The 24495-nt window shown below is 64.4% G+C and carries 25 protein-coding genes; 13 read left to right on the forward strand and 12 right to left on the reverse strand.

Features of this window, described 5'->3' with window-relative positions:
* The first annotated feature begins 112 nt into the window (after nucleotides 1–112).
* The 7 genes from lepA (at nucleotide 113) to pdxJ (ending at nucleotide 6429) form a co-directional block, all read left to right on the forward strand.
* The gene (gene lepA / locus OU419_RS07140; protein WP_254471699.1) at nucleotides 113–1912 is read left to right on the forward strand and encodes a translation elongation factor 4; all 1800 of its coding nucleotides are present in this window, start codon (nucleotides 113–115) and stop codon (nucleotides 1910–1912) included.
* Between the two features lie 5 nt (nucleotides 1913–1917).
* Nucleotides 1918–2772, forward strand: a complete 855-nt coding sequence (gene lepB, locus OU419_RS07145) for a signal peptidase I (protein ID WP_254471698.1) — start codon at nucleotides 1918–1920, stop codon at nucleotides 2770–2772.
* A 142-nt stretch (nucleotides 2773–2914) separates the two neighbouring features.
* Nucleotides 2915–3292: a DUF4845 domain-containing protein gene (locus OU419_RS07150; RefSeq protein ID WP_254471697.1), complete on the forward strand. Its 378-nt coding sequence runs from the start codon at nucleotides 2915–2917 to the stop codon at nucleotides 3290–3292.
* Nucleotides 3289–3978: a ribonuclease III gene (gene rnc / locus OU419_RS07155; RefSeq protein WP_015476094.1), complete on the forward strand. Its 690-nt coding sequence runs from the start codon at nucleotides 3289–3291 to the stop codon at nucleotides 3976–3978. The genes OU419_RS07150 and rnc overlap by 4 nt, the downstream gene beginning before the upstream one ends.
* Nucleotides 3971–4900 (forward strand): GTPase Era, encoded by a 930-nt coding sequence (gene era, locus OU419_RS07160; RefSeq protein WP_254471696.1) that lies wholly within the window; start codon nucleotides 3971–3973, stop codon nucleotides 4898–4900. The genes rnc and era overlap by 8 nt, the downstream gene beginning before the upstream one ends.
* Before the next feature lie 88 nt (nucleotides 4901–4988).
* Nucleotides 4989–5693, forward strand: coding sequence for a DNA repair protein RecO (gene recO / locus OU419_RS07165; protein WP_254471695.1), 705 nt, complete (start codon nucleotides 4989–4991; stop codon nucleotides 5691–5693).
* Nucleotides 5686–6429 carry a pyridoxine 5'-phosphate synthase gene (gene pdxJ / locus OU419_RS07170; RefSeq protein WP_254471694.1) on the forward strand — a complete coding sequence of 248 codons (744 nt, stop codon included), beginning with the start codon at nucleotides 5686–5688 and terminating at the stop codon, nucleotides 6427–6429. Before recO ends, pdxJ begins: the two co-directional genes overlap by 8 nt.
* Nucleotides 6430–6449: 20 nt before the next feature.
* Here pdxJ and cmoB read toward each other — a convergent pair whose 3' ends face one another.
* The 8 genes from cmoB to OU419_RS07210 form a co-directional block, all read right to left on the reverse strand.
* Complete coding sequence (gene cmoB / locus OU419_RS07175) at nucleotides 6450–7418, reverse strand: tRNA 5-methoxyuridine(34)/uridine 5-oxyacetic acid(34) synthase CmoB (RefSeq protein WP_254471693.1); 969 nt, start codon at nucleotides 7416–7418, stop codon at nucleotides 6450–6452.
* Nucleotides 7415–8155 carry a carboxy-S-adenosyl-L-methionine synthase CmoA gene (gene cmoA / locus OU419_RS07180; protein WP_254471692.1) on the reverse strand — a complete coding sequence of 247 codons (741 nt, stop codon included), beginning with the start codon at nucleotides 8153–8155 and terminating at the stop codon, nucleotides 7415–7417. Before cmoA ends, cmoB begins: the two co-directional genes overlap by 4 nt.
* Nucleotides 8156–8265: 110 nt before the next feature.
* On the reverse strand, nucleotides 8266–8838 hold the full coding sequence (locus OU419_RS07185; protein WP_254471691.1) for a hypothetical protein: 573 nt from the start codon (nucleotides 8836–8838) through the stop codon (nucleotides 8266–8268).
* Between the two features lie 85 nt (nucleotides 8839–8923).
* On the reverse strand, nucleotides 8924–9673 hold the full coding sequence (locus OU419_RS07190) for a substrate-binding periplasmic protein (RefSeq protein WP_254471690.1): 750 nt from the start codon (nucleotides 9671–9673) through the stop codon (nucleotides 8924–8926).
* 1 nt (nucleotide 9674) lies between these two features.
* The gene (locus tag OU419_RS07195; RefSeq protein ID WP_254471689.1) at nucleotides 9675–10349 is read right to left on the reverse strand and encodes a lysoplasmalogenase; all 675 of its coding nucleotides are present in this window, start codon (nucleotides 10347–10349) and stop codon (nucleotides 9675–9677) included.
* Nucleotides 10350–10465: 116 nt separating this feature from the next.
* Nucleotides 10466–10861 (reverse strand): protease inhibitor I42 family protein, encoded by a 396-nt coding sequence (locus tag OU419_RS07200; RefSeq protein WP_254471688.1) that lies wholly within the window; start codon nucleotides 10859–10861, stop codon nucleotides 10466–10468.
* 310 nt (nucleotides 10862–11171) lie between these two features.
* The gene (gene lon / locus OU419_RS07205; protein WP_254471687.1) at nucleotides 11172–13571 is read right to left on the reverse strand and encodes an endopeptidase La; all 2400 of its coding nucleotides are present in this window, start codon (nucleotides 13569–13571) and stop codon (nucleotides 11172–11174) included.
* Nucleotides 13572–13663: 92 nt separating this feature from the next.
* The gene (locus OU419_RS07210) at nucleotides 13664–14470 is read right to left on the reverse strand and encodes an AraC family transcriptional regulator (protein ID WP_254471686.1); all 807 of its coding nucleotides are present in this window, start codon (nucleotides 14468–14470) and stop codon (nucleotides 13664–13666) included.
* A gap of 85 nt (nucleotides 14471–14555) precedes the next feature.
* On the opposite strand from OU419_RS07210, the gene OU419_RS07215 reads away from it, so the two are divergent.
* A complete protein-coding gene (locus OU419_RS07215; RefSeq protein WP_254471685.1) occupies nucleotides 14556–15419 on the forward strand; it encodes an ATP-binding protein in 864 nt (287 codons plus the stop codon).
* 4 nt (nucleotides 15420–15423) lie between these two features.
* On the opposite strand, the gene OU419_RS07220 is transcribed toward OU419_RS07215, so the two are convergent.
* Nucleotides 15424–17472 (reverse strand): TonB-dependent receptor, encoded by a 2049-nt coding sequence (locus OU419_RS07220; protein WP_254471684.1) that lies wholly within the window; start codon nucleotides 17470–17472, stop codon nucleotides 15424–15426.
* A 248-nt stretch (nucleotides 17473–17720) separates the two neighbouring features.
* Between OU419_RS07220 and OU419_RS07225 the strand changes: the two genes are divergently transcribed.
* Nucleotides 17721–18470, forward strand: a complete 750-nt coding sequence (locus tag OU419_RS07225; RefSeq protein WP_254471683.1) for an AraC family transcriptional regulator — start codon at nucleotides 17721–17723, stop codon at nucleotides 18468–18470.
* Nucleotides 18471–18586: 116 nt separating this feature from the next.
* Here OU419_RS07225 and OU419_RS07230 read toward each other — a convergent pair whose 3' ends face one another.
* The gene (locus OU419_RS07230; RefSeq protein WP_254471682.1) at nucleotides 18587–18922 is read right to left on the reverse strand and encodes a hypothetical protein; all 336 of its coding nucleotides are present in this window, start codon (nucleotides 18920–18922) and stop codon (nucleotides 18587–18589) included.
* Between the two features lie 297 nt (nucleotides 18923–19219).
* Here OU419_RS07230 and putP point away from each other — a divergent pair, with 297 nt between their 5' ends.
* A complete protein-coding gene (putP, locus tag OU419_RS07235) occupies nucleotides 19220–20737 on the forward strand; it encodes a sodium/proline symporter PutP (protein WP_254471681.1) in 1518 nt (505 codons plus the stop codon).
* Between the two features lie 89 nt (nucleotides 20738–20826).
* Here putP and OU419_RS07240 read toward each other — a convergent pair whose 3' ends face one another.
* On the reverse strand, nucleotides 20827–22023 hold the full coding sequence (locus OU419_RS07240) for a sugar transporter (RefSeq protein ID WP_254471680.1): 1197 nt from the start codon (nucleotides 22021–22023) through the stop codon (nucleotides 20827–20829).
* A 177-nt stretch (nucleotides 22024–22200) separates the two neighbouring features.
* Nucleotides 22201–23115 carry a LysR substrate-binding domain-containing protein gene (locus OU419_RS07245; RefSeq protein ID WP_254471679.1) on the reverse strand — a complete coding sequence of 305 codons (915 nt, stop codon included), beginning with the start codon at nucleotides 23113–23115 and terminating at the stop codon, nucleotides 22201–22203.
* Between the two features lie 139 nt (nucleotides 23116–23254).
* Between OU419_RS07245 and OU419_RS07250 the strand changes: the two genes are divergently transcribed.
* The 3 genes from OU419_RS07250 to OU419_RS07260 are packed head-to-tail and all read left to right on the forward strand — an operon-like array spanning nucleotide 23255 to nucleotide 24471.
* A complete protein-coding gene (locus OU419_RS07250) occupies nucleotides 23255–23893 on the forward strand; it encodes an FMN-dependent NADH-azoreductase (RefSeq protein ID WP_254471678.1) in 639 nt (212 codons plus the stop codon).
* Complete coding sequence (locus OU419_RS07255; RefSeq protein ID WP_254471820.1) at nucleotides 23893–24201, forward strand: DMT family transporter; 309 nt, start codon at nucleotides 23893–23895, stop codon at nucleotides 24199–24201. Before OU419_RS07250 ends, OU419_RS07255 begins: the two co-directional genes overlap by 1 nt.
* 48 nt (nucleotides 24202–24249) lie before the next feature.
* Entirely contained in the window at nucleotides 24250–24471 is a 222-nt protein-coding gene (locus tag OU419_RS07260; protein WP_254471677.1) for a VF530 family protein, read from the forward strand.
* The last annotated feature ends 24 nt before the right edge of the window (nucleotides 24472–24495 follow it).

Here is a 24495-nt window from a genome sequence, read left to right on the forward strand (position 1 = left end):
TTTTCATGCCTGTCCATCCGGCGCGGACGTGACGGACGGTGCGGGATTCGAGTAAACTCCCCGGCTATTTTTCGGCGGATTGCCGCCTCCAGCCTTCCGAGTGTGTTCAGCCGTGAGTGATCTGAGTCATATCCGCAATTTCTCCATCATTGCCCACATCGACCATGGCAAGTCGACTCTGGCCGACCGCTTCATCCAGATCTGCGGCGGCTTGTCCGACCGCGAGATGGAGGCGCAGGTACTCGACTCGATGGACCTGGAGCGCGAGCGCGGTATCACCATCAAGGCGCACAGCGTCACGCTGCACTACAAGTCGAAGGACGGTAAGACCTACCAACTGAACTTCATCGACACTCCCGGCCACGTCGACTTCACCTACGAGGTCAGCCGTTCGCTGGCGGCCTGCGAGGGCGCGCTGCTGGTGGTGGACGCCGGGCAGGGTGTCGAAGCTCAGTCGGTTGCCAACTGCTACACCGCCATCGAGCAGGGCCTGGAAGTCATGCCCGTGCTGAACAAGATGGACCTGCCGCAAGCCGATCCGGACCGCGTGAAGGACGAGATCGAAAGCATCATCGGCATCGATGCCAGCGATGCCGTAGCCTGTTCGGCCAAGAGTGGCATGGGCGTGGAAGATGTGCTGGAGCGCCTGGTTACCGCCATCCCCGCGCCGGAAGGCGAGATCGAGGCGCCCCTGCAGGCGCTGATCATCGACTCCTGGTTCGACAACTACCTGGGCGTGGTCTCTCTGGTGCGCGTGAAGCATGGCCGCGTCAAGAAGGGCGACAAGATCCTGGTGAAGTCCACCGGCAAGGTCCATCAGGTGGACAGCGTCGGCGTCTTCACCCCGAAACATACCGAGACCGCCGACCTCAAGGCCGGTGAAGTAGGCTTCATCATTGCCGGCATCAAGGACATTCTTGGCGCGCCGGTGGGCGACACCCTGACCCTGTCCAGCACCCCGGACGTGGAAGTGCTGCCGGGCTTCAAGCGTATCAAGCCGCAAGTCTATGCCGGCCTGTTCCCGGTAAGCTCCGACGATTTCGAGGACTTCCGCGAAGCGCTGCAGAAGTTGACCCTGAACGACGCCGCGCTGCAGTACGAGCCGGAAAGCTCCGAAGCCCTGGGCTTCGGCTTCCGCATCGGCTTCCTCGGCATGCTGCACATGGAGATCATCCAGGAGCGCCTGGAGCGCGAATACGACCTGGACCTGATCACCACCGCGCCGACCGTGATCTTCGAGATCGTGCAGAAGAACGGCGACATCCTGTATGTCGACAACCCGTCCAAGCTGCCCGACCTTTCGTCCATTGACGAGATGCGTGAGCCAATTTGTCGCGCCACCATCCTTGTGCCTCAGGAGCACCTGGGTAACGTCATTACCCTGTGCATCGAGAAACGTGGCGTACAGCGCGACATGCACTTCCTCAGCGGCCAGGTCCAGGTGATCTACGATTTGCCGATGAACGAAGTGGTTCTGGACTTCTTCGACCGCCTGAAGTCCACCAGCCGCGGCTATGCCTCGCTCGATTACAGCTTCGACCGCTTCGAGCCGGCCAACCTGGTGCGTCTCGATGTGCTGATCAACGGCGAGAAGGTTGACGCCCTCGCCCTGATCGTCCACCGCGACAACGCCCCCTACAAGGGGCGCCAACTGGTGGAAAAGATGAAGGAACTGATTCCGCGGCAGATGTTCGACGTCGCGATTCAGGCGGCCATCGGCGGACAGATCATCGCCCGTTCGACGGTCAAGGCGCTCAGGAAGAACGTGCTGGCTAAGTGCTATGGCGGTGACGTGAGCCGTAAGCGCAAGCTGCTCGAAAAGCAGAAGGCCGGTAAGAAAAGGATGAAGCAGGTCGGTAGCGTGGAGATTCCGCAGGAAGCCTTCCTCGCCGTGCTCAAAGTGGACAGTTGAACCCTATGACCCTGAATTTCCCGCTGTTGCTGGTGATTGCCGTTGCTGTGTGCGGCGTTCTCGCCCTGGTAGACCTGGTGCTGTTCGCTCCACGTCGCCGGGCAGCCATTTCCGCCTACGAAGGCACGGTTAGCGAGCCTGATCCGGAAGTGCTGGAAAAACTGAACAAGGAACCGGTGCTGGTCGAATACGGCAAGTCCTTCTTCCCCGTACTGTTCATCGTGCTGGTGCTGCGTTCCTTCCTGGTCGAGCCTTTCCAGATTCCCTCCGGATCGATGAAGCCGACCCTGGAAGTCGGGGATTTCATTCTGGTCAACAAGTTTGCCTATGGCATCCGCCTGCCGGTGCTGGACACCAAGGTGATCCCAGTGGGTGATCCGCAGCGCGGCGATGTCATGGTGTTCCGCTATCCCAGCGACCCGAACATCAACTACATCAAGCGTGTGGTCGGCGTGCCGGGCGATACCATCCGCTATACCAGCGACAAGCGCCTGTACATCAACGACCAACTGGTCGCCGAGACGCTGATGGGCGAGGAACCCGGCACCTTGGGTAGCGTCACGCTGTACAAGGAAAAGCTGGGCGCCGCCGAACACATGATCCGCAAGGAAATGACCCGTTACCGCATCGAGCCGGGCAAGCAGTGGAAGGTTCCCGCCGACCACTACTTCATGATGGGCGACAACCGCGACAACTCGAACGACAGTCGCTACTGGAACGACCCGAAGATTCCGAAGGACCTGCTGGGCATGGTTCCGGACCACAACATCGTCGGCAAGGCGTTTGCCGTGTGGATGAGCTGGCCGGAGCCCAAGCAGCGCAACCTGCCAAACTTCTCTCGGGTCGGCGTGATTCATTGAGTTGTGAGACGTTCGATGCCTTCAGGCGGCGAACGGTGCTAGAAACCCGGGCGGGGCTGCACGCGGGGAGCGAGGCAGCCCCGCTTGTCCTTGGAGCCGCCGCGGTTGGCGGGAATAAGAACTACACCGACATGAGGTCGATATGACGTACGCACGTTCGCAGAAGGGGATGTCGTTGCTGAACTGGATGCTGGTGCTCGCCGTTGTGGCGTTCCTGGCCAGTACTGCGTTCAAGATCATTCCGCACTACCTTGACTACTACTCCATCGAAAAGGCCATCACCTCGGTGGAAACCGACAAGGCCGCGGATGTTCGCACCATTCCGGAGTTCTACACTTATGTAGGCAAGGCAATGCTGATCAATGGCGTCCGCGACCTCAAGCTGGAAGATATTCTGGAGGTCAAGCAGGAGAACAATGAGTTCCGCGCGCACCTCCAGTACGAAAAACGCGAGCCGCTGATCAAGAACATCGATCTGGTGGTCCACTTTGACAAAGAAACCCGTGTACGAATGCCGTGAGTAACAGCCTGGATCGACTCGAGCGCAAGCTTGGCTATACCTTTCGCGACCAGGACCTGATGGTCCTGGCGCTGACCCATCGCAGTTTCGCCGGGCGCAACAATGAGCGTCTGGAGTTCCTGGGTGACGCCATCCTCAACTTCGTTATCGGCGAAGCCCTTTTCAATCATTTCCCCCAGGCTCGCGAAGGCCAGCTTTCGCGCCTGCGCGCGCGCCTGGTCAAGGGCGAGACCCTGGCCCTGCTGGCCCGTGGCTTCGAGCTGGGCGACTACCTGCGACTGGGCTCCGGCGAGCTGAAGAGCGGTGGATTCCGCCGCGAGTCGATTCTGGCGGATGCAATGGAGGCGCTGATCGGCGCCATCTATCTGGATACCGGCATGGATTCCGCCCGCGAGCGGATCATGGCCTGGCTGGGCCCGCAATTGCGCGAGCTGACCCCGGTAGACACCAACAAAGACCCCAAGACCCGCCTGCAGGAATTCCTGCAGTCGCGCGGGTGCGAGTTGCCGCGTTACGACGTGGTTGATATCCAGGGCGAGCCGCATTGCCGCACCTTCTTCGTCGAGTGCGAAGTTGCCCTGTTGAATGACAAGACCCACGGTCACGGCGGCAGCCGTCGCATCGCCGAGCAGGTGGCCGCCGCCGCCGCTCTGGCAGCCCTGGGCGTGGAGAATGGCCATGAGTGAGCACGAGCAGGACCAGCACGATCATCAACAAGAGTCCGTCCGTTGCGGCTATGTCGCCATCGTCGGTCGTCCCAACGTCGGCAAGTCGACTCTGCTCAACCACATCCTTGGCCAGAAGCTGGCGATCACCTCGCGCAAGCCGCAGACCACTCGCCACACCCTGCTGGGCATCAAGACCGAGGGTGACGTGCAGGCGGTTTACGTCGACACTCCCGGCCTGCACAAGGACAACGACAAGGCGCTCAACCGATACATGAACCGTTCGGCCAGTGCTGCGCTGAAGGACGTCGACGTGGTGATCTTCGTCGTCGACCGCAATCGCTGGACCGACGAAGACCAGATGGTCTACGACAAGGTCAAGTATGTTAGTTGCCCGGTGCTGCTGGCGGTGAACAAGGTCGACCGTATGGAAGACAAGGGTGAGCTGCTGCCGCACCTGCAATGGCTGGCCGAGCAACTGCCCAACGCCGAAGTCGTGCCGATTTCCGCCCAGCACGGGCAGAACCTCGACGTGCTGGAAGGCCTGGTTGCCGAGCGCCTGCCTGAAAGCGAGCACTTCTTCCCTGAAGACCAGATCACCGACCGCAGCAGCCGTTTCCTGGCTGCCGAACTGGTGCGCGAGAAGATCATGCGCCAACTGGGCGCCGAGCTTCCCTACCAGGTCACGGTGGAAATCGAAGAGTTCAAGCAGGACGGCCCCATCCTGCATATCCATGCGCTGATCCTGGTCGAGCGTGACGGCCAGAAGAAAATCATCATCGGCGAGAAGGGCGAGCGCATCAAAAGCATCGGCCAGAATGCGCGCAAGGACATGGAGGTGTTGTTCGACTCCAAGGTCATGCTCAACCTCTGGGTCAAGGTGAAGGGTGGCTGGTCCGACGACGAGCGGGCGCTACGCTCGCTTGGCTACGGCGACCTTTGACCCACGCCACCCCGCGAGCGCATCGCGGGGTTTACCTCCGGGCGCCTGAGTGCGCCCGCTTCCCGACTTCCTGTCCAGGCGCAGCGCCATGAGCCTCGCTTCTCCCGCCCAGCCAGCCTTCGTCCTGCATAGCCGTGCCTATAAGGAAACCAGTGCGCTGGTGGACTTCCTCACCCCGCAGGGTCGCTTGCGAGCCGTATTGCGCGGTGCACGGGGCAAGGCCGGTGCGCTGGCGCGGCCCTTCGTGCCGCTGGAAGTCGAGCTCCGTGGCCGGGGTGAACTGAAGAACGTGGCGCGCCTGGAGGCCAACGGCATTCCCAATCTGCTGAGTGGCGAGGCGCTGTTCAGCGGCCTCTACCTGAATGAGCTGATGATCCGTCTGCTGCCGGCGGAAGACCCGCATCCCGCGCTGTTCGAGCACTATCACGCGACGTTGCCGTTGCTTGCCGCCGGGCAGCCGCTGGAGCCGCTGTTGCGTGCTTTCGAATGGCGATTGCTGGACGAGCTGGGTTATGGTTTCTCCCTGGACAGCGACATCGCCGGCCAGCCGGTAGCGCCCGAGGGGCTCTATCGCCTGCTGCCGGACTCGGGCTTCGAACCGGTGGGCAGCCTGCAGCCTGGCCTGTTCCACGGTGCCGACCTGCTGGCCCTGGCCGAGGCCGACTGGAGCGCTCCCGGCGCCCTGGCTGCGGCCAAGCGCCTTATGCGCCAGGCCCTGGCACCCCATCTTGGCGGCCGACCGCTGGTCAGCCGCGAGTTATTCATGAATCGCAAGGACAACTCCCGTGACTGAAGCCAACCGTATTCTTCTGGGTGTGAACATCGACCACGTTGCCACGCTGCGCCAAGCCCGTGGCACCCGCTATCCCGATCCGGTGAAAGCCGCGCTGGATGCCGAGGAAGCCGGCGCTGACGGAATCACCGTGCATCTGCGCGAGGATCGTCGCCACATCCAGGACCGCGATGTGCGCGTGCTGGCCGAGGTGCTGCAGACCCGCATGAACTTCGAGATGGGCGTCACCGAGGAAATGATGGTGTTCGCCGAGAGCATTCGCCCGGCCCATGCCTGCCTGGTTCCCGAAACTCGCCAGGAGCTCACTACCGAAGGTGGCCTGGACGTCGCGGGCCAGGAAGCCCGCATTCGCACGGCAGTGCAGCGCCTGGCTGCCGCTGGTTGCGAGGTTTCGCTGTTCATCGACCCGGACCCGCGCCAGATCGAGGCATCCGCTCGCGTCGGCGCCCCGGCCATCGAACTGCACACCGGCCGCTACGCCGATGCGCACAGCCCGGCGGAAGCCGCACATGAGCTGGCCCGTATCCGTGATGGCGTCGAATTCGGCCTGTCCCACGGCCTGATCGTCAACGCCGGCCACGGTCTGCACTACCACAATGCCGAGCCGGTAGCGGCCATTGCGGGGATCAACGAATTGAACATCGGCCACGCCATTGTCGCCCACGCGCTATTCGTCGGCTTCAAGCAGGCGGTGGCGGAAATGAAGGCGCTGATCGTGGCAGCGGCGAACCGCTGATCACCGAACCCGGCAGAAAACTAAGGCTTGCGCGCCACCAGTGTGGCGCGCAGCGGCGCGGGGAGACCCTCGATGGTGCGGCTGTGATCGCGCGGATCGAGGAAATCCGGCAGCGACTGATAGCGCATCCAGTCGGTGGCGCGCTGTTCCTCTATGGAGGTGCGGCTGACGTCCACGCAGCGCACTTCGCTGAAGCCTGAGCGACGCAACCAGAGCTCCAGCGCCGGCACCGAGGGCAGGAACCATACGTTGCGCATCTGTGCGTAGCGGTCTTCGGGCACCAGCACGGTGTTGACGTTGCCCTCCACCACCAGGGTTTCCAGTACCACGTCGCCCCCACGGCGCAGGCAGTCCTTCAGGGCGAGCAGATGGTCGATGGGGGAGCGGCGATGATAGAGCACGCCCATCGAGAACACCGTGTCGAAGCCTTCGAGGCCCGGCGGCAACTCCTCCAGGGTTAGCGGCAGATGCCAGGCTGGCAGAGTGGGCAGGTAGCGCTTCATGGCGAGGAACTGGCAGAAGAACAGCCAGTTCGGATCGACACCCACTACGCTGCGCGCGCCGGCACCGAGCATGCGCCACTGGTAGTAGCCGTTGCCGCAGCCCACATCGAGGATACGTTTGCCCATCAGGTCGATGTGCGGCGAGACACGCTCCCATTTCCAGTCCGAGCGCCACTCCGTATCGATGTGTACGCCGAACAGGTTGAACGGCCCCTTGCGCCAGGGAATCAACCCTTGCAGGGCCTGCTTGAGCCGGTCGCGCGTGGCCTCGTCGCAGGTGCCTTCCAGGCTGAAGCGTTCGCGCAGCTCGGTCACCGCCGGAGCCAGTGCTGGCAGGCGGTCCACGGCTGCCAGCCAGCGCTCCAGGTCGCCGTGGCCATCCTCGACCTTGGCCGTCAGTTGGGCGGACAGGGACTGGGCCCAGGCGTGCAGCGAAGTGCCGGCAAGTTCCTGGCTCAGGCGGTCGAGGTCGAAGCGGTCGATCATGGCAGGGCAATCAGGGAGGCGAAGTTGAGGCATTGGAACCAGGGAATCACCTTGGAGAAACCGGCGGCCGACAGGCGCTCTCGATGGATTTCCAGGGTGTCGGGGCGCATGACGTTCTCTATGGCGGTGCGCTTCTGGGCGATTTCCAGTTCGCTGTAGCCATTGGCACGCTTGAAGTCGATGTGCAGGTCGGTGAGCAGTGCCTGTTCCTGTTCGTCGGCAAAACGCAGTTTTTCCGAGAGGATCAGCGCCCCGCCCGGCAGCAGGCTCTGCCGCAGGCGGGCCAGCAGTTCCGGGCGTTGCTCGGGGGCGATGAATTGCAGGGTGAAGTTCATCGTGATCAGCGAGCAGGGCTGGAAGTCCATCTTCAGGATATCCGCCTCGATCAGCTCGACCGGCAACAGCTCCTGGTACATGGCGTCCTGCGCGCGAAGGTATTCGCCGCAGCGCTCGATCATCGGCGCCGAGTTATCCACGCCGATGACGCGGCAGCCCTCGGTCCGAACATGTCGGCGCAGCGCCTGAGTCACCGCGCCCAGCGAGCAGCCGAGGTCGTACAGCACGCTATGGGGGATGGCGAAGCGCGCGCCGAGCACTCCGATGTTCTCGACAATGGTGGGGTAACCCGGGACGGATCGCTTGATCATGTCCGGGAAGACGCGCACCACGTCCTCGTTGAAGGTGAAGTCGGGAACGTGGGATTGCGGCTGGGCGAAGATGCGGTCGGATTCGCTCACGCGGATGGGGCCTCGAAACGCTGCGGGTAATGCGGGCGCCGGGCGCCCGGCTGCCGGGGCGCGCATTGTAGCCGAGGCAGGCGGGAGTGCCCAAGCCTGGCGGACGAGGCTCACTTGAGCTGGTCGGAGAAGTACTCACCGGCGCCCTGCAGCGGGCCGAGCGGGTTCTTCTTGTCCTCGCGACGACGAATGTTCGGCTCGCCATTGCTGGTCTTGTGCACCACCACGTCGTCGATCAGCACAAATACCGGGCGAAACGACCAGCCTTGCACCTCGCGGCGCTTGCGGAAGTTGAAGATGTCGGCCCAGAAACTGCCGACGCGCTGGCTGTCGGTCTTGCTGAAATCGAAGGAGTAGCCGACGCAGCGATCCTTGGCCTGCAGGCAGGTGATCAAGCCGTCAGGCAGGTAATCGATGGGGATGTTGGGCTGCACGAACATCAGGCGCACGTCGATGAACGACAGCATTTTCGCGTTGCCCTGGGACAACGGATCGAAGCCCAGCGCATAGAGCTGCGAGCGGGTAGTCTTTCCCGGATCGACCTGGTTGAAGCGGCTCTGTGCATCCTGGTAGTCCAGGAACGGTGACTGCACTTCCGCACGTTCGCTGGGCAGCAGGCTGCCGCAGGCAGAGAGCATCAGGCACGCTCCCAGCAACATCGTCGAGCGAACTACTGCACGCATGGAGCTCCCCTTATTGCAGTCTCTTGTTATTGATCTATAGCCGATGCCAAACCTCTGTGCCGGACTTTTCTCGCGGCCGCCAAGACTACTCGAGGACCACCCCGTATCCTTGCATCAGCGGTCTCCAGCGGTCATCCCGACGGAGCTCGCGCAGGCCATCATCGAGCTCGTCCAGGCGCTCCCTGACAGACTCCAGTTGCGGGTTGAGGGCGACGTACATGGGGCGTTTATCGGCGAGCTGTCCGGCCGTTCGAATGCGATCGGACAGACGGTTGCGATGAAGATAGTGCTCGACGATCTGGCGGTCTTCAAGCAGCACGCTGATACGCCCCAGCAACAGCTTCTGGATATTGCGCTCCAGTACTCGTTCGCCGCTAAGTATTTGAACCTGCTCATGATCTTCCAGGTGCTCGGCGCGCCAGGCATCCACTTGCGGGCCATAGGAATAGCCTTGGGCCAGCCCCACGGACTGGCCGTCGAGCGAGTCCGGGCCGGTGTAGCGCCACTGGCTGTCGGCACGGGTGTAGAAGCGCATGGTCACCCAGCCTATCGGCTCGTGGCCGATCAGAAGGCCGTCGGCTTCTTCCGGATAGGCGCCGACTACGCCGTCTACCAGCCCCTCGCGGGCCATTTGCAGGGCCCGTGGCCAGGGCAGCGGTTCGAAGGTCGGGCTTTGTTCGAGGGCGAGCGTCAGGGCTTCGAGAAGGTAGCCCGGTCGGTCTGGATCGTCCGGGCAGATGTACGGACACCAATCGTCGACTGCCAGGCGCAGCGGCTCGGCGCTGGTGGCCAGGGCGATACACAGAAGCAGGGCCGGCGAAGCGAATCGCAGCATGTCATGCTCGGGTAGTGGGCTGTCCCGAGGAGTATGGCAGAGGTAGATGACGGCTTGTCACGGAGGCGGCGATACCAAGCTGGCCCAGCCAGTAGGTGAGCATGATGGCGTAGGACGAGCCATCGAAAGCCGCGACGAAGCGGCTGATGCCGATCATCGCGTCAGAGCTGACGAACAGCAGGGCGCCGAAGGCGGCGAAGATCCGGCTGGCGCTGCCGATCGACGGCACGCCGAGGCGAGCGGTGGCGCGCCAAAGCATGCAGCTGATGGTCAGGCTGTACAGTGCAATGGGCAGCAGCAGCGGGCCGAGGCCACGGCTGCTTAGCAGGGCGAACAGGCCGCCGCCGAGCAGGGCGGCGAACAGCAGGCCGGCCGGCGCCAGGCGGCGCGTGTCGCCGAGGTAGGCAACCAGATAGGCCAGGTGCGCCAGCAGGAAAGCGGCGAGGCCCGGCACGAAGGCATTGATCGGCCACTCCAGCAGGATGTCGCCGAGTATCGACAGCGCCATGCCGATGGCGACCCAGCGCCGGTAGGCGTCGGCAGGCGTGCTGAGGATCCACAGCAGCAGGGCGAGGACCGGCAGCGGTTTGCACAGCATGCGCAATAGCGGCAGGTCCAGGGTGACGGCGGACAGGTAGGCGATGCCGCCGATGAGTGCCAGAAGTGCCCAGCGCATGGGGTTCCCTCCCGAGGAAATGTGCGTCCACTGTGCCGCAGCGGCGGCCGCGGGCACAGGCCGAAGGCGCCAGCGCGAGCGGCTTATGGCGCCTTGCTGGCCGCTTCGGCGGCGAATCAGCGCGCGTTGATCGGGCAGTCGAAGGTCTGGGCGGGAGCTACTTCCGGTTCCCAGGGACGGCGGTAGGCCAGTTCCAGCTTGTCCTCGCCGGTGGCGACGACGCGGAAGCGCCAGGTGGATTCGCCACCGCTGCCGACCAGCCCGGCGTCTTCCGGATTGCTGTAGACCTCCGGCCCGAGGCTGCGTAGCACGCTGGCAGCGGCATTGCGCATTTCCCAGCGGAAGCCGGTGGTGGGATTGCTCGGCAGGATCAGCACCAGCTCCTGCCCCTGATGCAGCTCCAGCGGTTTGCACTCGCTGGCATTTTCCAGCGTGACCACGGGTTTGGGCTGCCCGGCGCAGCCAGCGAGCAGGGCGAGGGAGACGGGGAGCAACAGGCGGTACGACGGCATGACGACTCCTGGAGTGGGGACCAGATTGGGCCGCAGGATATCGCAATCGGAGGGGGAGTGGACTTCGTCCGCTTCAGGTGGGGTTGGACGGGGTGTTGCTGTGTCGCTTCGTGGTGCGCTGATGATCCCTGTTCCGGCCTGCCGCCGGCGCGGGTCCGAAACTCGCAGGATGGTATGGAGCGAAGCGAAAGCCATCGTGGGGCGTTATGGCTATCGCTTCGTCCCTCCTGCGATGAGCTTCGATTCAGGTGTGCGGCATCTTTGTACGATGGCCCGCTCCTCTCGACCGAGAGGAGCGGGCCTCGGCGCGTCAGACCGGGAACAGCACCTTCGCCACCTCGCCGAAGCGCTTCGCGAAATGCACGATCAGGCCCTCCTTGAGGTATTCCGGCAGCTCCTCGAAGTCGCCACGGTTGGCTTCCGGGAGGATCAGCTCGAAGATCTTCTGCCGCCGCGCCGCGATGACCTTCTCGCGCACGCCACCAATCGGCAGCACCTGGCCAGTGAGCGTCAGCTCGCCGGTCATGGCCACGCCCTTCTTCGGCGCCTGGTTGCGCGCAAGGGACAGCAGTGCGCTGGCCATCGTCACGCCAGCGCTGGGGCCGTCCTTGGGGGTTGCGCCTTCCGGCACGTGCAGATGGACGAAGGCCTGGTCGAAGAAGGCCGGATCGCCGCCGTACTTCTTCAGGTGCGAACTGATGTAGCTGTAGGCGATCTCCGCCGACTCCTTCATCACCTCACCCAACTGGCCGGTGAGCTTGAAGCCCCGGTTCAGCGTGTGAATGCGCGTCGCCTCGATAGGCAGCGTAGCGCCACCCATGCTGGTCCAGGCCAGGCCGGTGATCACACCGATGCCGGAGAGCAGTTGCTCGGTGCGGAACACCGGCATGCCGAGGTACTCCTCCAGATCCTTGGCACCGATCTTCACCTTCGACTCCGGGTCTTCCAGCAGCTTGACCACCGACTTGCGCACCAGCTTGCCTAGCTGCTTCTCAAGTTGCCGCACGCCGGCTTCACGGGCGTAGCCCTCGATCACCGCACGCAGGGCTGCGTCGTTGATAGACAGGCGGCTCTTCGGTACCCCCGCTTTTTCCAACTGCTTGGGCCACAGGTGGCGCTTGGCGATGGCCAGTTTCTCCTCGGCGATGTAGCCGGAGAGACGGATTACCTCCATGCGGTCGAGCAGTGGGCCGGGGATCGAATCCAGGGTGTTGGCGGTGCAGACGAAGAGCACCTTGGACAGGTCCAGGCGCAGGTCCAGATAGTGGTCGAGGAACTCCACGTTCTGCTCCGGATCGAGGGTCTCCAGCAGTGCCGAGGCGGGGTCTCCCTGGTAGCTGCTGCCGAGCTTGTCGATCTCGTCGAGCATGATCACCGGGTTCATCACCTCCACATCCTTGAGCGCTTGCACCAGCTTGCCGGGCAGGGCGCCGATGTAGGTGCGGCGATGCCCCTTGATTTCGGCCTCGTCGCGCATGCCGCCTACGCTGAAGCGATAGAACGGCCGCCCCAGGCTCTCGGCGATGGATTTGCCGATACTGGTCTTGCCCACGCCGGGCGGGCCGACCAGGAGCACGATGGAGCCGGCGATCTCACCCTTGAAGGCGCCCACGGCCAGGAATTCGAGGATGCGGTCTTTCACGTCGTCCAGGCCGGAGTGGTACTTGTCCAGCACCTTGCGCCCGTGTTTCAGGTCGAGCTTGTCGGTACCCAGCACGCCCCAGGGCACCGAGGTGGCCCAGTCGAGGTAGTTACGGGTTACCGCATATTCCGGCGAGCCGGTCTCCAGGATCGACAGCTTGTTCAGTTCCTCTTCGATGCGCTTCCGCGCCTGCTCGGGGAGGACCTTGCCCTCCAGGCGGGCGCGGAATTCGTCGGAATCGGCACTCTTGTCGTCCTTGGTGATCCCCAGTTCCTGCTGGATGATCTTCAGTTGCTCCTTGAGGAAGAACTCGCGCTGGCGTTCGCCGATCTTGCGGTTCACCTCGGCGGACAGCTCCTTCTGCAGGCGCGCGACTTCCACCTCCTTGCGCAGCAGCGGCAATACCTTCTCCATGCGCTTGAGGATCGGCACGGTGTCCAGCACGCCCTGCAGCTCGGCGCCCGGGGCGGTGGTCAGCGCGGCGGCGAAATCGGTAAGCGGCGACGGATCGTTCGGGTTGAAGCGGTTCAGGTAGTTCTTCAGCTCTTCGCTGTACAGCGGGTTGAGCGGCAGCAGCTCCTTGATCGCGTTGATCAGGGCCATGCCGTAGGCCTTCACCTCGTCGCTCGGGTCGCTGGGCGTGTGCGGGTAGTCCACTTCCACCAGGAAGGGCGGGCGGTGGCGCTTGATCCAGCCACGGATGCGCACCCGCGAAAGGCCCTGGGCGACGAACTGCAGCTTGCCGCCTTCGCGGCTGGCGTGGTGCACGCGCACCAGTGTGCCGTGCTCGGGCAGGCTGTTGGGATCGAAGTGGCGCGGATCCTCCGGCGGGTTGTCCATGAAGAACAGCGCCAGACTGTGATGCTCGGTCTTGGCCACCAATTCGAGGGTTTCCGCCCAGGGCTCCTCGTTGACAATCACCGGCAACACCTGTGCCGGGAAGAACGGGCGATTATGGATCGGAATGACATACACCGTGGTCGGCAGGCTTTGGCCCGGCAGCACCAGCCCGGTGTTGCTGACCTCCTCGGCGCTGTGAATATCGTGAATCTCGTCGTGGTCGCTCATGAGGCACCTGACTGATTGAACATGACAGTCTAGATGGGGAGCCGGCACGGGGTTTCAATCCCATGCTGCAAGTGGATGTTGCAGGAGATTGCCTATGGCCGGATTGGCTGGCGCGGTCGCTGGAAATCACTGGGCGGGCGGCCGAATTGCCGGCTGAACATCGCGCTGAAGGCGCTGGGCGTGCTGTAGCCCACTTCCAGCGCCACGGCCAGCACGCTGTCTCCCAGGGCAAGGCGTTCCAGCGCCGCCAGCAGTCGTGCCTGCTGGCGCCATTGGCCGAAGGTTAGTCCGGTTTCACGGAAGAACCAGCGTTGCACTGTCTTGGTATCGACGTTCGCCCGCCGTGCCCAGTCGGCGAGCCCGCCGCTGGCTCCGGGCTGGAGCTGGATGGCCTGGCACAGTGCGCGCAGGCGCGGATGCGCCGGCAACGGCAGATGCAGCGGCAGTACCGGGTCTTCGCGCAATTCGTCCAGCAGCAATCCCAGGACTCGGCCATCCCGCGAGTCCGGCGTCACATCGCCGCTGATCGACAGCGCCGCCAGGATCAGTTCGCGCAGCAGCGGCGAAACCGCCAGCACGCAGCAGTTGCGCGGCAGGTGCGGGGCGCTGTCCGGCTCCACGTAGAGCGTGCGGACCTGCACGTCGCCGACCATGCGGGTCCAGTGCTCGACCCCTGCGGGAATCCACAGGCCGCGATTGTCCGGCACCACCCACTGGCCGCTGGCGCTGCCCACCACCAGTACGCCGCGCAGCGCGTACAACAGTTGCGCGCGGTGATGGCTGTGGGCGGGTACTTCATGGCCGTCCGGGAAGTCCAGGGCGACAGCGGCGACCGGGCTGGCGGCACGCTCGTCGCCATGATTCGGCGCGCGGTCGACTGAAATGTCCTTTTTGCGCATCTGGCTGCCTGTTTGTCGTTAGACGACCACTTTCTCCGATCGCTAGGCTGCTGAACAGTCCCTATCCGCTTCGATGATCTTCGCCATGACCGACATCCCCGCCATTTCAGAACAATTGGCCCGCATCGCCCGGCTGCTCGAACAATCCCTGCCGGCACGTCCCGAGCTGGCGCTGGAGGAGGGTGCCATCGCTCATCTCTGGGAATATCGCCAGGGCCTGCCACGCCTGACGCCGGTGATCGAACCGGCGCTGATCGCCTTCGACGACTTGCGCAACGTTGACCGGCAAAAGGCGCTGATCGAGCAGAACACCCGGCAGTTCGTCGCTGGCCGGCCAGCCAACAACGTGCTGCTCACCGGAGCGCGTGGCACTGGCAAGAGCTCGCTGGTGAAGGCCTGCCTGCATGCGTTCCGGGCCGAAGGGTTGCGTCTGATCGAGGTCGACAAGGAGCATCTGGCCGACCTGCCGCAGATCATCGATCTGCTGCGCCATCGCCCGGAGCGCTTCATCCTGTTCTGCGACGACCTGTCCTTCGAGGATGGCGAAACCGGTTACAAGGGCCTGAAGACAGTGCTCGACGGCTCGGTGGCCGGGCAGTCCGGCAACGTGTTGATCTATGCCACCTCCAACCGTCGCCACCTGCTGGCCGAGCGCGCCGAGGACAACCTGGCCTTCCAGCGCAGCGAAAGCGGCGAGCTGCATCCCGGCGAAGCCGTGGAGGAAAAGGTGTCGCTCTCCGAGCGCTTCGGCCTGTGGATATCCTTCTATGCGTTCAGCCAGGAGCAGTACCTGGACGCCGTTGCTCGCTGGCTGGAGTACCACGGCCTGGGCGCCGTGGAGCAGGCCGAATGGGAACAGGCGGCGATCCGCTGGGCGACGCATCGCGGATCGCGTTCCGGACGGATCGCCGCGCAGTTCGCCCGGGATTACGCCGGGCGTCAGCTCTAGAACATCAGAACGCGACCTTCACCCCAGCCTGGATGCCGCGCCCACCGGCCGGCACGCTATCGCGCAGGATCGAACTGGCGTAGCGAACGGTCTGGTCGGTGAGGTTCTCGCCCTTGACGAAGGCCAGCCAGCGGCTATCGCCCAGGTCGAAGCGATAGCCCAGGCTGGCACCGAGGGTGGTGTAGCCGTCGGTGCGCAGTTCGTTGTCCGGTACTCGGTTCTGGTCGGCGGCGTACTCGACTTCGACGCGCGCCTGCCATTGCTGCAGTTCCCAGAGCAGTGCGCTGTTCAGCCGCAGCGGAGCGATGCGCGGCAGGGCCTCGCCGGTGTCCTTGTTCTTCGCCCGCGTGTAATCGCCGGACAGTTCCAGGTCGAAACGGCCGTAGGGGCTTTCCAGCAGGTGAATGCGGTCCTGCGCTTCGACGCCGTAGAAGTCCGCCTTCACGCCGCTGTAGAGATACTCGGGCAGCGCCTCGTCGTCGCCGGCGGCAACCACTGCGCCTTCTTCGTCGCGATAGCGTCCGCTGGCCAGCAGGCCGATGTAGTTGGAGAAGCGGCTGTAGAACACGCCGACGCTGCCCTTGTGGCGAGCGCTGTCAAAGCGCAGGGCGAGGTCGGTGGAGACGGCCTTTTCCTTGCTCGCGTCGGCGTCGCCCACTTCATAGGTGCCGGTGGCGGCGTGGGCACCGTTGGCATACAGCTCGTAGAAGGTAGGCGCGCGCTCGGTATAGGCGAGGGTGGCGGCCAGCGACCAGACCGGCGTCAGTTTGTAGACCGCACCGCTGGACAGGCTGCCGGCGGTGAAGCTGCGCGAATTGTCGTTCTCGGCGAAGCGCTCGTTATCCTTGGCGTCCGGGTCGATGCGGGTGTTCTCCACCCGGCCGCCCAGGTTCAGTGCCAGACGCTCGGTGGCCTGCCAGTTTTCCAGGAAGAACAGCGCGGCGCTGTCGGTCTCGGTGTGCGGCACGAAGGCTTCTTCGCCCAGCGCAGAGAAACGGCTATTGGCGAACTGGGCGCCGATCACGCCGTCCAGCGGGCCGATGGGCTTGTGGCGTGCCTCGATGCGAGCTTCGTAGCCATCGTTCTTGAAGGTGGTGCCGGTTTCGCAGTCTTCGATTTCCTTGTGCTGGTATTCGGTGTAGGCCGCGTCCAGCTTCACCGAGCTGAAGGGGCCGTCGAGATCGCGGATTTCCGAGGCGAAGGCGTAGCGGTCCTGCTGCATCTTCAGGCGCACGTCATCTTCGGCGGGTGAGCCGTAGTTGCTGTCATAGCCGCTATAGGAGAGGCCGGCGTAGCCGTGATCCCAATGGTAGCTGCCGCCGATGGCGCCGCTGTCCTGGCGGCCGTCGCTGTTGTCCACGCGATGCTTGCGCTCATCGCCGTCGATCTGCCGTTGACGTGCCGAGTGCGCGTAGCCGGGGATGCGCAGATCGTTGAACTCACGGGAGCCTGCATCCAGGTGCAGAGCGAAATTGCCATCCCCGGCTTCCAGCGCGCCAGCGGCGCTGCGCGTAGTGTCGGAGCCGCCGTAACGCAACTCGCCCCGGCCGTGGATACCATCCACCGGATCGCTGGGGATGCGGTTGTCGAAGCTGTTGACTACGCCGCCGATGGCGTTGCCGCCATAGAGCAGGGCGGCGGGACCTCGTACGACTTCGATGCGCTCGACCACGTTCGGGTCTTCCGGCACGGCGTGGTCGTAGGACAGCGAGGAGGCGTCCAGCGCGCCAACGCCATTGCGCAGGATGCGGATGCGATCACCGTCCATGCCGCGGATCACCGGGCGGCTGGCACCGGGGCCGAACCAGGTCGAGGAGACACCGGGCGTGCCGTTCAGCGTTTCGCCGAGGCTGCCTTTCTGGTGCAGGGTCAGGTCATCGCCCTGCAGCGCGCTGCTGGGGGCGGCTGGCGAGGTGTCACCCAGCGGGTTGGCGGTGATCAACTGCGGCTCCAGTTCCGCGGGGGCGGCATCGGCCAGTGTCGGGGCGCCGGCGCACAACGCCAGGCCCAATGGGGCGAGACGCCAGCGCGGGCGGAAGAGAGAGTGGGACATGACGAACTCCTGGTTTTTTCTTCTGGCAAAGCGATCCCCTCCCAAGTGACCGGAATGCACTGGGCTCGCTGGGGAAATGATTTTTTGTTATAACATAACATGACTGGAAGTTTGCAAATCGATGCTGGTTATACGATCGGGTTTTTAATCAGCGCCTGTCGCGAACGCTCGGATGGAAGAAGTGCAACCCGGAGTGGGCAGGAAGGTGCAACTCACGTAACATGCGCAAAATTTGATCAGCTCGCGCCATGTTCGAAGCCCGCCTCGCCAGCCTGTCCGATCAGGCTCACCACCATGCCCACGGCCATCACCAGTTGGTGATGTCGCTCAGCGGGCGCGCCGAGTTCGAGGTGCAGGGCCGCGGCGGCGAGGTATGCCGGATGCGAGCCTGCCTGGTGCCGGGAGACGTGGCGCACGGGTTCGCCGGCATTGGCGACAACCGCATGCTGATCCTCGATCTCGACGAGGCCGGCACTGGCCCGCAGGACCGCGACCTGCTCGCGCGGCTGTTCGAGGCACCGCGCTATCCGACGCTCGATGCCGATTTCCAGCACCTGCTCAGCTATGCCGGTGCCGAGATCGCCCGCTACGGCCACGACCCTCTGCTGGCGCGAGCCCTGGGCGGCGTGTTGCTGCGTGCCCTGCACCTGCGACTGTTCGGCGAGGAGCGGGCGACGCGCGGCGGGCCGCTGGACCTTGCCAGGCTCGATGCCTATATCGGCGAACATCTTGCCCGCCGCATCACGGTGGTCGAACTGGCCCAGGTCGCTTGTCTCAGCCCCAGCCAGTTCCACGCGCAATTCAAGGATCGCGTCGGACTCACGCCGCACCAGTACCTGCTGCGCCAGCGCCTGGATCGCGCCGCACGCCTGCTGCGCGAGAGCGACCTGCCGCTGGTGCGGGTGGCGGGTGAGTGCGGTTTTTCCAGCCAGAGCGCGCTGACCACCACCATGCGCCGCTACCTCGGTCTGACTCCGCGCAGCTTGCGCCGAGGCTGAGGGCAGAGCGCTTCCAGGATCTGCATCTGACTGAATGGTCAGTTCATGTCGGAGTTTCCTGGAAAAAATCCGGAGTTTTCTGCAAGAAAATATTGAGGTGCAACCCATAGAGTCCGTCACCCGCGTTGCTTGGTATTCCAAAGTGCAACCCGGTATAGAGCAAAAACAACATCCAGTCCGATACGCGGGAGGGGCAGCATGCCCATCACCGGTCCAGTCATCGCCAGCGGCGTGCCCCATAGCGGCGCAGCCATCTCGCCAGCGGCGCGGCCATCGATGCCCGTTCGCGGCGCTGCGCCGTCATCGGTCGGGATGGTGCAACCCACTCTCCGGCTTTCTGTACAATCCGCGCCCTCGCGCGCCAGCCGCGCACCTGAACACAGCTTATTTCGCTTCGCCGCCGTCGACCGGCGGACGCTAACCGCGTTCGCTCGTCCGGCTGGCAGAGCCATTGGCGCTCCTGCGGGGGCCTGAACGAACAACCGGGTTCTACCCGGATGGCAGTCGTCGCCAACGGTGACGGCGCGCCAGGGTCGCCGTGGTGAGACGGCGATTGCAGGAGTACCGCCGCAGGGATGAGGTGGAGCCTGCGACGGGTCGCGTAGCGGTTCGGCTCCATCTGGAGTCACGCGCTTCCCGGCTTGCTGGAGGGCAAGCGCTAACCGGCCGGAGCCAACAGCACCGGCCTACAGTCAAGGATCCGCGACACCCTGCGGATCTGGATAAAAACAAGCTGTAGGGGAGTCCCCATGAGCGTCAACACGCCAACCCTGATCACGTTCGTGGTCTACATCGCGGCAATGGTCCTGATCGGCCTGGCCGCCTACCGTTCCACCAATAACTTCTCCGACTACATCCTGGGCGGCCGCAGCCTCGGCAGCTTCGTTACCGCGCTGTCGGCGGGAGCCTCGGACATGAGCGGCTGGCTGCTGATGGGCCTGCCGGGGGCGATTTTCCTGTCGGGTATCTCGGAAAGCTGGATCGCCATCGGCCTGATCGCCGGTGCCTACCTGAACTGGCTGTTCGTCGCCGGCCGCCTGCGTGTGCACACCGAGCACAACGGCAACGCCCTGACTCTCCCTGATTACTTCAGCACCCGCTTCGAGGACAACAGCCGCATCCTGCGGGTGATCTCGGCGCTGGTTATCCTGGTGTTCTTCACCATCTACTGTGCCTCGGGCATCGTCGCTGGCGCTCGCCTGTTCGAGAGCACCTTCGGCATGTCCTACGAGACCGCGCTGTGGGCCGGCGCCGCCGCCACCATCGCCTACACCTTCGTCGGTGGCTTCCTGGCGGTGAGCTGGACCGATACCGTGCAGGCTTCGCTGATGATCTTCGCGCTGATCCTCACGCCGGTCATCGTGCTGTTCGCCACCGGCGGGGTAGAACCGACCTTCGCCGCCATCGAGCTGAAGGACGCGGCCAACTTCGACATGCTCAAGGGTGCTTCCTTCGTCGGCGTGATTTCGCTGATGGCATGGGGCCTGGGCTACTTCGGCCAACCGCACATCCTGGCGCGCTTCATGGCCGCCGACTCGGTGAAGTCGATCCCGGCTGCCCGTCGCATCTCCATGACCTGGATGATTCTCTGCCTGGGTGGTGCCGTAGCCGTCGGCTTCTTCGGCATCGCCTACTTCCAGGCGCATCCGGAGCAGGCTGGCGCTGTGGGTGAGAACCACGAGCGCGTCTTCATCGAACTGGCCAAGATCCTCTTCAACCCGTGGATCGCCGGCATCCTGTTGTCCGCCATCCTTGCCGCGGTGATGAGTACCCTGAGCTGCCAGCTCCTGGTGTGCTCCTCGGCGCTGACCGAAGACTTCTACAAGGCCTTCCTGCGCAAGAATGCCAGCCAGCTCGAACTGGTCTGGGTCGGTCGCGCGATGGTGCTGCTGGTAGCGCTGATCGCTATCGCCCTGGCCGCCAACCCGGAAAACCGCGTACTGGGCCTGGTGTCCTACGCCTGGGCCGGTTTCGGTGCCGCCTTCGGACCGCTGGTGCTGTTCTCCGTGCTGTGGCGGGGCATGACCCGAAATGGCGCCCTGGCCGGCATCATCGTCGGTGCGGTCACCGTGATCGTCTGGAAGCAGTTCGGCTGGCTCGGCCTGTACGAGATCATCCCGGGCTTCATCCTCTCCAGCCTCTCCATCGTGGTCTTCAGCCTGATCGGTTCCGCGCCGTCCAGGTCGATGATCCAGCGCTTCGAGGAAGCCGAGGCGGAGTACGCCCAGGCGCACCTGCCGGAAGGCGCGGTAGCGTCCAGCCGCTGATCGGCTGACGCGCTTGGCTGAAACGAAAAGGCCGCGGTCCCGAAAGGGGCCGCGGCCTTTTTCTTGCCCGCCCAGGGGCGCTCCGAGCATCAGCTCGATGTGTGCCTGCCGCTCATCGGCGCCGCATAGCGCCAGCAAGCGAACACACAGAGCAGCAGGCCGGCCATCGCCAGCGCGCCGCCGACGTAGCCTATCCACTGCAACCCGGCGCCTGCCGCCACCCGGCTGCCCAGCAGCGCGCCACCGCCGATGCCAACGTTGTACAGGCCGGAGAACATCGCCATCGCCACGTCGGTGGCGTCGTGCGCCAGTTGCAGCACCTTGGCTTGCAGTGCGAGGCCGAAGCAGAGTATCGCCGCGCCCCAGAACAGGCTCAGCGCCAGCAGCGCCGCCGACGAATGTGCCAGCGGCAGAAGCAGCAGCAGGCAGCCGCCGAGCACGGCGATGGCGGTGCACGGGAAGGCGCGCGGGAAGCGTTCGCTGTAGCGGCTGAAGAGGATCGAGCCGAACACGCCCGCGCCGCCGAACAGCAGGAGCAGCAGCGTCGTATGCCAGCTATCCAGCGCGGCGACCTCGCGGGCGAAAGGCTCGATGTAGCTGTAGGCGGTGAACTGCGCGGTAATCACCAGCACCGTCAGCACGTACATCGATACCAGCGCGGGCCGGCGCACCAGCAGCGGCAGGCTGCGCAGGGAGCCGGAGTTCTGGCTGGGCAGCAGCGGCAGGGAGCGCGCCAGCCACAGCACCACGGCGACCGACACGCCGGCGATGGCGAGGAAGGTTGCGCGCCAGCCGAGCGCCTCGCCCAGCACGCGGCCCAGCGGGATGCCCAGCACCATCGCCAGGATGGTCCCGGTGGCCAGCAGGCCGAGGGCTTTCGCCTGCTGACCGGGCGGTGCGACGCGTACTGCCAGCGATGCGGTGATCGACCAGAACACCGCATGGGCGAAAGCGATGCCGAAGCGGCTGAGCATCAGCACGCCGAAGTTCCAGGCGATACCTGAAAGCAGATGACTGGCGATGAACAGGCAGAAAATCACCACCAGCAGGCGGCGGCGCTCCATATTGCGGGTCATCAGCATCAATGGCAGCGAGGTCAGCGAGACCACCCAGGCATACAGGGTGAGCATCAGGCCGGTCTGTTCCGGGCGCATCTCGAAGCTTGCGCCGATGTCGCTGAGCAGCCCCACCGGGACGAACTCAGTGGTGTTGAAGATGAAGGCGGCGAGCGCCAGGGCGATGACGTTCGGCCAACTGCCGGTGCGGATGTCTTGCGCGGTATTCATGGGAATCCTGAGGTGAAGTGGGGCTCAGGCCGTGCCGCCGTCCACGCCTGAATCACCCTCGGTCGGGGGCGGCGTGCCGGTGGCGAAGAAGAATTGTTGTAGCGGCAGGCGTAATTCTACGCACGGCAGCCCGATCGCGCACGGCGACGCCGGCGCGATCGGGTGCAGCGGCACGCTTCAGGCGGCGTTGTCGATCAGCGGGTCGGCAGCCTGCATCGCTTCCTCGGCCAGCCAGTCGAGGAAGGCGCGCACTGGCGGATGACGCTCGCGTCCCGGCACGCACAGCGCGGTATAGCGTGCGCCGGGGACGTTGATGTCCGGGCGATAGGGCACCAGCAGGCCCTTTTCCACGCACTCCGATACCAGCAGCGAACTGGCTAGCACCAGACCTTGCCCGGCAATGGCGGCCTGCAGTGCGTAGAACTCTTCCTCGTACTCGCGCTGCACCGCCTGGGTCAGCAGGCATTCCTCGCCGGCCGCCGCGCACCAGGCCTTCCAGCCGCGCTCGTAAAGCTCGGAGTTGTACCAGCGCACACAGATCATCTCCGGCACTTCCACATCCGCGGTCGCCACCAGCGACGGCGCGCCATACACCGCGAAGCGCTCGCCGAGCAGGAACTGGCTGTGCATGCGCGGGTAGTCGCCGAAACCGTAGCGGATCGCCAGGTCGACGCTGGCGTCCTGCTGCAGGTCGAGCAGCTCGCACTGGCTGTCCAGGCGCAGGCGAATCTGTGGGTGACGCGCATAGAAGCGCCCCAGGCGCGGCACCAGCCAGAGCGCGGCGAAGGCCGGCGTGGTGGAGATTGTCAGGCTGCTGGCGCTGCGTTGCGGCCGCAGGCTGTCGACGCTCTGCGAAACCTCCAGCAGCGCGCCATGAAGGCTGCGGAACAGGCGTTCGCCGGCATCGGTCAGGCGCACCTGGCGCGGCAGGCGCTCGAACAGCGGCAGGCCAAGCCAGTCTTCCAGCGCCCGTACCTGGTGGGAAACCGCCGTGGGCGTGACCGAGAGCTCCTGCGCCGCGGCTTTGAAGCTGAGCTGGCGAGCGGCGGATTCGAAGGTGCGCAGGGCCGGCAGGGGCAGGTTGGCGAACATATGATGCTCTACGGGTGAGATGTATTCATCTGAAGGAAGTTTTCCTCAGTTGTCCGTGCGACAGCCTGAAAATAGCTTAGGTGGCAAGGCGGGGCAATTAAGAGACCTCCGCAGTGTATACCCGATGAAGGAATTATGGATGAACAGGATTCTTGCCATTCATGCCAGTCCGCGTGCTGAGCGTTCCCATTCCCGGCGCCTGGCGGAAGGCTTTCTCGCCGCGTTGCCGCAGGCGAAGATCACTCGCCGCGAGGTCGGTCGCGCCGATCTTCCGCATGTGAACGAGGCGTTCATCGCGGCGGCGTTCCACTCCGAACCAGGCAATCGGCCGCTGACCATGCAGGCGGACCTGGCGTTGAGCGATCAACTGGTGGACGAACTGCTCGACCACGACCTGCTGGTGATCTCCACGCCGATGTACAACTTCAGTGTGCCCAGCGGCCTGAAAGCCTGGGTTGATCAGGTCGTCCGCCTGGGGCGCACCTTCGATCTGCGGATAGAGGATGGCGAGGCGCAGTACGAGCCGTTGCTGAAGGGGCGCAAGGCGCTGATCGTTACCAGCCGTGGCGGTGCCGGAATGGGGCCGGGTGGTGAACTGGAATGGATGAACCATGCCGATACCTGGCTGCGTGTCGCCCTCGGGTTCCTCGGTATCGAGGATGTGAAGGTGATCGCCGCCGAGGGGGAGGAGGGCAATCCCGATGCCTTCAGGGCGTCCTGCCAGCAGGCCGAACGGGAACTGGCCAGCCTCGCCGAAAGCCAATGGACGAGACCATGATGGCCTGGGTGATGCTGATGGTGGCAGCGGTGTTCGAGGTGGTGTTCGCGGTGTCGATGAAATACGCCGAGGGCTTCACCCGGCCACTGCCAACGGTGGTGACGGTGCTTGCGGTGATTGGCGGAATCTTCTTCCTCACCCTGGCGATGCGCCAGTTGCCAGTGAGCATCGCCTACCCGGTCTGGACGGCCATCGGCACCCTGGGCACGGTGTTCTTCGGCTTCCTGCTGCTGGGCGAAGCGCTGACGGTGACCAAGCTGGTCTCGGTGGTGCTGATCATCGCCGGTGTTGCCGGGCTGCGAGCGTGACGCCGTGGTGTTAAGGTGCCGCGCATTGCCACCCGACGACGCAGAATCATGACCGAAAAACCGAAGAATCCGCTGCATGGCGTGACGCTGGAAGCCATCCTCAACCGCCTGGTCGAGCAGTACGGCTGGGAAGGCCTGGCCAAGCGCATCGACATCCGCTGCTTCAAGAACGATCCGAGCATCAAGTCCAGCCTGACCTTCCTGCGCCGCACGCCGTGGGCGCGGGAGCAGGTCGAGGCGTTGTACGTGAAGACCGCTCAGGGCAAGTGAACCGAGCCCGCGACGCAGGGTGCC

The organism is Pseudomonas triclosanedens, from assembly GCF_026686735.1.
GTDB lineage: Bacteria > Pseudomonadota > Gammaproteobacteria > Pseudomonadales > Pseudomonadaceae > Pseudomonas > Pseudomonas triclosanedens.

Bases quoted from the DNA above. Each gene is read 5' to 3' on its own strand.
- OU419_RS07185 (WP_254471691.1), bottom strand. From the start codon at position 8,838: ATGCGTGCAGTAGTTCGCTCGACGATGTTGCTGGGAGCGTGCCTGATG.
- OU419_RS07190 (WP_254471690.1), bottom strand. From the start codon at position 9,673: ATGCTGCGATTCGCTTCGCCGGCCCTGCTTCTGTGTATCGCCCTGGCC.
- OU419_RS07260 (WP_254471677.1), top strand. From the start codon at position 24,250: ATGACCGAAAAACCGAAGAATCCGCTGCATGGCGTGACGCTGGAAGCC.
- lepB (WP_254471698.1), top strand. From the start codon at position 1,918: ATGACCCTGAATTTCCCGCTGTTGCTGGTGATTGCCGTTGCTGTGTGC.
- OU419_RS07255 (WP_254471820.1), top strand. From the start codon at position 23,893: ATGGCCTGGGTGATGCTGATGGTGGCAGCGGTGTTCGAGGTGGTGTTC.
- OU419_RS07250 (WP_254471678.1), top strand. From the start codon at position 23,255: ATGAACAGGATTCTTGCCATTCATGCCAGTCCGCGTGCTGAGCGTTCC.
- OU419_RS07150 (WP_254471697.1), top strand. From the start codon at position 2,915: ATGACGTACGCACGTTCGCAGAAGGGGATGTCGTTGCTGAACTGGATG.
- OU419_RS07210 (WP_254471686.1), bottom strand. From the start codon at position 14,470: ATGCGCAAAAAGGACATTTCAGTCGACCGCGCGCCGAATCATGGCGAC.
- OU419_RS07220 (WP_254471684.1), bottom strand. From the start codon at position 17,472: ATGTCCCACTCTCTCTTCCGCCCGCGCTGGCGTCTCGCCCCATTGGGC.
- putP (WP_254471681.1), top strand. From the start codon at position 19,220: ATGAGCGTCAACACGCCAACCCTGATCACGTTCGTGGTCTACATCGCG.
- OU419_RS07200 (WP_254471688.1), bottom strand. From the start codon at position 10,861: ATGCCGTCGTACCGCCTGTTGCTCCCCGTCTCCCTCGCCCTGCTCGCT.
- lon (WP_254471687.1), bottom strand. From the start codon at position 13,571: ATGAGCGACCACGACGAGATTCACGATATTCACAGCGCCGAGGAGGTC.
- OU419_RS07240 (WP_254471680.1), bottom strand. From the start codon at position 22,023: ATGAATACCGCGCAAGACATCCGCACCGGCAGTTGGCCGAACGTCATC.
- OU419_RS07245 (WP_254471679.1), bottom strand. From the start codon at position 23,115: ATGTTCGCCAACCTGCCCCTGCCGGCCCTGCGCACCTTCGAATCCGCC.
- cmoB (WP_254471693.1), bottom strand. From the start codon at position 7,418: ATGATCGACCGCTTCGACCTCGACCGCCTGAGCCAGGAACTTGCCGGC.
- OU419_RS07195 (WP_254471689.1), bottom strand. From the start codon at position 10,349: ATGCGCTGGGCACTTCTGGCACTCATCGGCGGCATCGCCTACCTGTCC.
- era (WP_254471696.1), top strand. From the start codon at position 3,971: ATGAGTGAGCACGAGCAGGACCAGCACGATCATCAACAAGAGTCCGTC.
- OU419_RS07215 (WP_254471685.1), top strand. From the start codon at position 14,556: ATGACCGACATCCCCGCCATTTCAGAACAATTGGCCCGCATCGCCCGG.
- OU419_RS07230 (WP_254471682.1), bottom strand. From the start codon at position 18,922: ATGGCTCTGCCAGCCGGACGAGCGAACGCGGTTAGCGTCCGCCGGTCG.
- recO (WP_254471695.1), top strand. From the start codon at position 4,989: ATGAGCCTCGCTTCTCCCGCCCAGCCAGCCTTCGTCCTGCATAGCCGT.
- OU419_RS07225 (WP_254471683.1), top strand. From the start codon at position 17,721: ATGTTCGAAGCCCGCCTCGCCAGCCTGTCCGATCAGGCTCACCACCAT.